Origin of the sequence: Burkholderia sp. Ac-20349, from assembly GCF_017104865.1 — a bacterium.
Taxonomy (GTDB): Bacteria; Pseudomonadota; Gammaproteobacteria; order Burkholderiales; family Burkholderiaceae; genus Burkholderia; species Burkholderia aenigmatica.
Map to the genome: position 1 here is coordinate 1 of NZ_JAAGPM010000247.1, position 5995 is coordinate 5995.

At 69.2% G+C, this 5995-nt stretch carries 6 protein-coding genes; 4 read left to right on the plus strand and 2 right to left on the minus strand.

From position 1 onward, the window contains the following. A partial coding sequence (locus G3N61_RS37530) for a cytochrome P450 (RefSeq protein WP_205824939.1) occupies positions 1-618 on the plus strand: 618 nt, incomplete at its 5' end. Between the two features lie 15 nt (positions 619-633). Here G3N61_RS37530 and G3N61_RS37535 read toward each other — a convergent pair. Then, positions 634-960, minus strand: a complete 327-nt coding sequence (locus tag G3N61_RS37535; protein WP_043181370.1) for a superinfection immunity protein — start codon at positions 958-960, stop codon at positions 634-636. 101 nt (positions 961-1061) lie between these two features. Next, positions 1062-1481 carry a rhodanese-like domain-containing protein gene (locus G3N61_RS37540; RefSeq protein ID WP_205824941.1) on the minus strand — a complete coding sequence of 140 codons (420 nt, stop codon included), beginning with the start codon at positions 1479-1481 and terminating at the stop codon, positions 1062-1064. A gap of 111 nt (positions 1482-1592) precedes the next feature. Here G3N61_RS37540 and ftrA point away from each other — a divergent pair, with 111 nt between their 5' ends. The 3 genes from ftrA to G3N61_RS37555 form a co-directional block, all read left to right on the plus strand. Further along, positions 1593-2567 carry a transcriptional regulator FtrA gene (gene ftrA, locus G3N61_RS37545; protein WP_043180075.1) on the plus strand — a complete coding sequence of 325 codons (975 nt, stop codon included), beginning with the start codon at positions 1593-1595 and terminating at the stop codon, positions 2565-2567. A 93-nt stretch (positions 2568-2660) separates the two neighbouring features. Further along, positions 2661-5087, plus strand: coding sequence for a DKNYY domain-containing protein (locus G3N61_RS37550; protein ID WP_205824942.1), 2427 nt, complete (start codon positions 2661-2663; stop codon positions 5085-5087). A gap of 232 nt (positions 5088-5319) precedes the next feature. Next, positions 5320-5995: nitronate monooxygenase (locus G3N61_RS37555; protein ID WP_205824943.1), on the plus strand; the 676-nt coding region annotated here is incomplete at its 3' end.

Sequence of the window (5995 nt, forward strand, 5' to 3'; positions counted from 1 at the left end):
CACCGGATGACGGAGCGCGTCGCGCAGACGCATGCGCACGACGGCACGCTCGTCGCCGCGGTGCAGCAGGCGGCCCGCGAGTCGGGCTGGCAGGCAAGCGGCGCGCTGGTCGCGAATCTCGTCGGACTGCTGTCGCAGACTTGCGAGGCGACCGCCGCGTGGCTCGGCAATGCGCTGGTGGCGTGGAACGGGGTAGCGGCAGCGGGCGCCGCGCACGCCGTGCCGGACGATGCCGCGCTCGACGCATTCGTTGCCGAAGTCGGGCGCTTCGATTCACCGGTGCAGAACACGCGCCGCTTCGTCGCATCGCGCACGACGATCGAAGGCGTGACCGTCGAAGCCGGCGACGCGATCCTCGTCGTGCTCGCCGCGGCGAACCGCGACCCGGCCGTACATCGCGATCCGCACCGGTTCATGCCCGGCCGCGCGGTTGGGCCGAATTTCGGCTTCGGCACGGGGCCGCATGGCTGCCCGGGCGAGCGGATCGCGCGGGCGGTAACGGCGGGGTCGTTCGGGGCGTGGCTGCGTGCGGGCGGCGGGCTGCCGCACGACGGGCTGGCTTGGGATTACCGCGCGTCGACCAATGTCAGGATGCCGAAGTTCGACGCGGTACGGTAACGGGGAAAGAGGGACTTAACGGCAGCCTTGCTTCTCCGCCCATTGCTCCTGGGCGGCGACACGGCGCTGCACGCGCTCGACGAGACCGGTCGAAAAGGTCCGCATGCTGATGCCGCGGCGCTTGGCGAGGATCGTCTGCGCGACATCGGCGTGCGGGTTCGGCTGGCAGGCCCAGTACAGCGTCATCAGCCAGCCGATGCCGGTCCACCCGAACAGCGCGTTGAACATCGCGACCGTCAGCTTGTCGTGCCGGCCGCGCCGGTCGGCAATGACCGCCGGCAGAAAATAGATCGCGATCGCGGCCACCGAACCGGCCACTTGAATCAGGACTGCGTTCTGCATGTTGCTGCTCCATCCGAACTGCAATGGGACCGATTGTCGCGCTTTTTTCGTTCGCGTGCAGGCCGTACGCAGGCAATTGATTGTTGCGCTTTTAATGACGATCAGCCGGCTTCGGCGTCCGCCGGCTGCACTTCGTTGCTCAGCGCGAAACCTTCGTCGCGCCAGCCCGTCACGCCGCCGATCATCAGCTTGACCGGCCGGCCGAGGCGCGCGAGCTGGATTGCCGCGCGCGCGGCGCCGTTGCAGTGCGGGCCCGCGCAGTAGACGACGAACAGCGTGCCGGCCGGATAGCCGGCGAGCTTGCTCTCGATGATCTTGCGGCGCGGCAGGTTGCGCGCGCCGGGCACGTGGCCGGCGGCGAACTGGTCGGGGGCGCGCACGTCGAGCAGCACGAAATCGGGCGCGCCCGATGCGAGCGCGTCGTGCACGTCCCAGCAATCGGTCTCGAAGCGCAGCGATGCCTCGAAATGCGCGAGGGCGGCGGGGCTGTCGGCGGCGGGCACATCGGTGACGCAGGACATGGGCAGGTTCTCCTGAAGGTTGCGCAGAACGCGGTGGAATGAGGGGCAGTATCGCGGTTCCGCACGTTTCGCGGCAGTGGCGCGATCGACAAGTTCCGGTAACATCGCGCCATGCACAATCATCTCGTCGTCGCGCTCGCCTACGATCGCCTCTGCACGTTCGAATTCGGCTGCGTGGTCGAACTGTTCGCCCTCGAACGCCCCGAGCTCGGGGTCGACTGGTATCGCTTCGCGGTCTGCGCGAGCGAGCCGGGGCCCGTGCGCGCGGCGGGCGGCATCACGGTCGCCGCGCCGTACCGGCTCGCGACGCTCGATCGCGCCGATACCATCGTGATTCCCGGCTGGCGCGATCCGGACGAACTGCCGCCGGAGCCGTTGCTGAAGAAACTGCGGGCCGCGCATCGCCGCGGCGCGCGGCTCTGCTCGATCTGCTCGGGCGTGTTCGTGCTGGCCGCGGCCGGCGTGCTCGACGGCCTCACGGTGACGACCCACTGGCGCTATGCGGAGAAATTGCAGGCGCGCTATCCGGCGTTGCGCGTGAATCCCGATGCGCTTTACGTCGACGAAGGGCAGGTGATCACATCGGCCGGATCGGCGGCGGGGCTCGACATGCTGCTGCATCTCGTGCGCCGCGATCACGGCGGCGCAATTGCGAACCGGGTCGCGCAGCGCCTCGTGCTGCCGCCGCATCGCGACGGCGGCCAGGCGCAGTTCGTGCCGCGCCCGGTCGCGCCGGGCGGCACCGACCGGCTCGCGAAGCTGATCGACTGGATGCGCGCGCACGCGGCCGAGCCGCACACGCTCGCATCGCTCGCCGCGCAGGCCGCGATGAGCACGCGCACGCTGCAACGTCAGTTCGCAGATGCGACGGGAATGTCGCCGCTCGCGTGGCTGATCCGCGAACGCGTGAACGTCGCGAAGGACATGCTCGAAGCGCATCCCGCGCTGTCGCTCGCGCAGGTCGCGGCGCGCGCCGGGTTCGGTTCCGAGGAATCGCTGCGCCGGCATTTCCGGCGCGTCGCGGCGACGAGTCCGGCCGCGTACCGGCGCGGGATGGATCGTGGCGTAAGATCGCAGGACGCGTGAGCGCCGCGTATCCGCGCGGCGGCGACGGCTTTCGTACCCGGCGGGCATCGTCTGACCGGGGCATTCCGGACGAAAGCGAAATCAAACAACAACATGACACTCAGAGAGAACCTCGGCTTCGGCTTCATGCGCGATGACGCGCACGTGTATTGCCATGACGACCCGTTGCGGGATCGCGCGGGCAACCTCATCGAAGGCATCGTGATCGACGGCTTCCGGCCGTTGTCCCAGTATCTGGCGACGGACGGCGTGCGCGCCTATGCGCGCACGTTCACGTGGTTGCGCTTCACCGTGCTCGACGTCGACGCCGCGACGTTTCGACCGCTGGACGAATCGCATGCCGTCGACGCGAACCATGTCTATTTCCAGAACCGCAAGCTGGCCGGCGCGTCGCCCGCGCGCTTCCGGTTGCTGACCGATGCGTGGGGGCACGACGACCGCTACCTGTATCACTACGGCAAGCGCATGCGCGGTGCGGATCCCGCGACGCTGCGGTGGGTCGGCGCGTATCTGGTCGATGCGCAGCGGGTCTGGTATGACGGGCGGGAGGTCGAAGGCGCCGAAGCGGCAAGCTTCGTCAGCGCGGACGAGGTGGCGCAGGATCACGCGACCGACCGGGCGCGGCCGTACCGTTACGGGCACGCGGCCGATCCCGGCTCGCGCGAGAAGTGGGAGCGCGACTGGTCGCCGTTTTTTGCCGCGCACCCCGAGCTGCAAGGCTACTGGTGGCATACCATCGTCGGGCAGACCGCGGCGGATATACCGGCGCAGGAGCTCGGCGGCGGGTTCCGGGTAGTCGGCAACCAGGTGTATCTGCACGACCTGCCGCTGCTCGAACCGGATGCCGCGACGGTCCGGTGGCTCGGCGATTCGTTCATCGCCGACCGGTCGCGACTCTACTCGTACGCGGAGTATCACACCGGCTTTCTCGACGGCGGCCCGCTTCCCGGCGATCCCGCACGGTGGCGACATCTGGCCGGGCCGTGGTATCAGGCCGGTGACCATTGCTATCTGAAGCAGTGGCGCGGTCATTCGGAAGCCGCGAAGGTCGACGGCGAGACATTCGAAGTCCTGAACGACACCTACGCGAAGGATCGCAATGGCGTGCTGTGCATGCTGGTACGCAAGCGCGGCATCGATCCGGCCGGGATCGAAGTCGTCGGCGACTATTACCTGCGCGATGGCGGCCGGTTGTTCTATTTCGGCAAGGAAGTGAAGGCCCGCTTCGATGGCGCGACCGCCGAAGTCGTCGGGCCCGGCTTCCTGCGCGACGGGCAGGGGCGGTTGCTGCACGACAACCAGCCATATCGGCGCGGTGTCGATGGCGCGACGCTCGCGTTCCTCTCCGAATATTTCGCACGGGATCGTGCGCGAGTCTACGTCTATTGCAACGGTGCCGAACTCGTGCCGCTGCCGGGCGTCGATCCGGCCGGCTTTCGCCTCGAGCAGCCGGATATCGGCACGGACGGCAGCCGCCGCTATGTGTATCAGGCGTGGCTGGCTGCGTGGCGCGCGCGGCACCGGTCGCCGATGCCCGACTACGTGCCGCCGGATTACGTGGCGCCCGAAGCGGGCGCGCAGGCCGCTGCCGGCCCGGCGCTCGAATCGGTATCGGCGCATGCGTCGTCGCAAGTAGCGCTCGCCGGGACGGTTGCGGCCCGTCGTGCGTGCGTGCTCGAATGGACGCGCGACGCAAAGGGGGATCCGCGCCTCGTCGTGGCTGGCGAAGGATTCTGCGACATCTGGGATCTTGCGCAGCGGCGGGTGGTCGCGTCGTTCGAACTGCCGCGTCCGTTCGTGCCGGACGAAGCGGACGCGACGGCCACGGACCGGCTGCGCAACCTGCCGGTGAGCGCATCGGCCGATGCGGCGCTGTCGACGCTGATCGTCGCGTACTGGGACAACACGGCGCTCTACCGGGTCGACGCCGCGAGCGGTGCGGCGCACCTGTGCTGGCGCGCCGAAAGCCGGTACGACTATCTGGAGCGGGTCCACCTGTCATCCGACGCGCGCGAAGCGTGGGTGCGCGTCCGCAACCGGCTCTATCGTGTGCCGCTCACCGACGGCGGCACGCTCGACGTGCTCGATTACGACCTGGCCGACCAGCGCTTCGACGATGCGCCGTTCGCGGTGAGCGCCGGCCGGCGTCGCCGTGCGTTCGCACGGGACGCGGCGTTGACGGTGCGTACGGAGGGCGAGGCCGATTGCGAATTGCCGGGGGCGGACAACGGCTTCCCCTGCGCGTTTTCCGACGACGGCGCCCGCGTGCTGGCGCGCGATGCGAAAGGCGTGTTGCGCGAGTTCGAGGTCGGCAGCGGCAAGCGGCTCGCGTTGCATCGCGGCGGCTGGTGCGAGCGGAAGTGGTTCAAGAGCCAGGCTGGCTGGATCGACGGGCGTCCGGTGTTTGCCGGCCTGCCGAGGAGCGGGCGCGGCGAGGTCGATATCTGGGATGCACTCGACGACCGGCTGCTGTTTCGCATCGAGGCCGCCGCGTGCGTACCCGAGCCGGACGCGGGCTGACGCGGTCGCGGCGATGTTTTCCGGCGTTCGTGGAATGAATGTCGGGAGAGTTTGCAGGCCGCGCAGCCAGCCGACGCGATCGCACCGTGGTGCAACCAACGCAATGGCAAGCCCGATGATGCGATCAGGGGCGTCCTTGACCGAAGAGGCGAGACGCACTTCGCCTCTTCGCAAGACCGCCTTGTAACGTGCTTTTTTTGTGACATTCGCTTCTTCTCCAAGGACGATTCCGATGACGATGCTGCCTTCCCGTTTGCCGCTGATCCAGGCCCCGATGGTCGGTTCGCTGAGCCCGCTTGCGATCGCGGTATGCGAAGCCGGCGGGCTCGGCTCGCTCGCGTGCGCGGCGCTCGGCCCGCAGCAACTGCGCGACGAGATGGCGGCGATCCGCGCCCGCACGCCCGCACCGTTCAACGTGAACTTCTTCTGCCATACGCCGCCGGCGCCCGACGCCGAGGTCGATGCGCGCTGGCGTGCTGCGCTCGCCGGCTACTACGCGGAAGCCGGGCTCGATCCAGCCGGCGTGAAGGGCGGCCCTGGCCGCGCGCCGTTCGACGATGCGATGTGCGCGGTCGTCGAGGAATGGCGGCCGGCTGTCGTGAGCTTCCATTTCGGGTTGCCGGACGACCCGCTGCTCGATCGCGTGCGGCGCACGGGTGCGCTGGTCGTGTCGTCCGCGACGACCGTCGAGGAGGCGCGCTGGCTGGATGCGCGCGGTGTCGACGCGATCGTCGCGCAGGGCGCGGAGGCCGGCGGTCATCGCGGAATGTTCCTGACCGACGACATCCACGCGCAACCGGGCCTGTTCGCGTTGCTGCCGCAGATCGTCGACGCGGTGCGCGCGCCGGTGATCGCGGCCGGCGCGATCGCCGACGGGCGGGGCATCGCGGCCGCGTTCGCGCTCGGCG

Bases quoted from the DNA above. Each gene is read 5' to 3' on its own strand.
- ftrA (WP_043180075.1), top strand. From the start codon at position 1,593: ATGCACAATCATCTCGTCGTCGCGCTCGCCTACGATCGCCTCTGCACG.
- G3N61_RS37550 (WP_205824942.1), top strand. From the start codon at position 2,661: ATGACACTCAGAGAGAACCTCGGCTTCGGCTTCATGCGCGATGACGCG.
- G3N61_RS37540 (WP_205824941.1), bottom strand. From the start codon at position 1,481: ATGTCCTGCGTCACCGATGTGCCCGCCGCCGACAGCCCCGCCGCCCTC.
- G3N61_RS37535 (WP_043181370.1), bottom strand. From the start codon at position 960: ATGCAGAACGCAGTCCTGATTCAAGTGGCCGGTTCGGTGGCCGCGATC.